This is a genomic window from Lacticaseibacillus camelliae DSM 22697 = JCM 13995 (genome assembly GCF_001311195.1).
GTDB classification, from domain to species: Bacteria; Bacillota; Bacilli; order Lactobacillales; family Lactobacillaceae; genus Lacticaseibacillus; species Lacticaseibacillus camelliae.
The window spans coordinates 1-960 of record NZ_BBAJ01000155.1; the positions used below are offsets into that span (position 1 = coordinate 1).

General features: G+C 38.9%; 2 protein-coding genes. Both read left to right on the forward strand.

What is annotated here, in order from left to right; genetic code table 11:
- A partial coding sequence (locus tag JCM13995_RS16495; protein ID WP_225350922.1) for a hypothetical protein occupies positions 1-237 on the forward strand: 237 nt, incomplete at its 5' end.
- 399 nt (positions 238-636) lie between these two features.
- Positions 637-960: ABC transporter substrate-binding protein (locus JCM13995_RS13470; protein ID WP_156314519.1), on the forward strand; the 324-nt coding region annotated here is incomplete at its 3' end.

The window sequence follows — 960 nt, forward strand, 5'->3', positions numbered from 1 at the left end:
AAAAAATACTTTCAGTTTACCGGCAAGAAGTTTTCTCAAGTGTTAGCTGAAACGAGAATGAAACAGGCCGCAGAGATGTTGAAACAGAATTATCAGATCAATGAAGTGGCGAGCGAGTCGGGTTCGAGAATAATCCGGATTACTTTGGTCAACAATTTAAAAAAATTATATGGCATTACGCTCATCAGTTTAAGAAACGTAATGTGCCATTGTCGTAATGGAAGCACCGTGTCATAGAATTTGGCACGGTGCTTTTTTTAAGTTCTGTTCAATAACGCCATTTTTTCATGTTTTTGTGCCTTTTTTTCTGGTTCTCAGCAAGCTTGAACTAACTTAAGCTAAGAATGTAAGCGCTTATCAGATGCTGTTCGTAATGTGGTGGCAAGTGAGAAAAGGGGATTGCAGGCACATAGATATTTCTTCAGACATAATTGTTGTCGACGCGGAACAAAAAGTTTGGTTGTAAAATCAACGTGGTTTGCTTGCAGACGATTAAGTAGTTGCTCAAGATGAATAAATTCGTTCGTAATGAGCATGAACTCTGTTAGGAGTTATTTGTATCTACATAAATTGTAAGGTGGCATTTGTGAATAGTTATAATATCGTATTTCGTCTTATCAATTAGGAGGGATAGTAATGAGCGGTGGAGTTAAAAAGCTTCTGCTCTTAGTCACAACTGCAGTGGCTTGCTTGGGGTTGGCTGCTTGTACGAGCAATAAAAATAGTGGTTCTTCTGGCGATAATGGTAATAAAAAGGTCACTATTCGATTCTCGTGGTGGGGAAATGCTGACCGACACAAGGCGACCCTAAAAGCAATTAAAGCCTTCGAGAAAAAGAATCCCAATATTAAAGTCAAAGCTGAATACAGTGGCTGGGATGGATTTGATCAGAAAATGGCTACCCAAATCTCAGGTGGTACTGAGGCCGATTTAATGCAATTAAACTATGACCTCAATTTT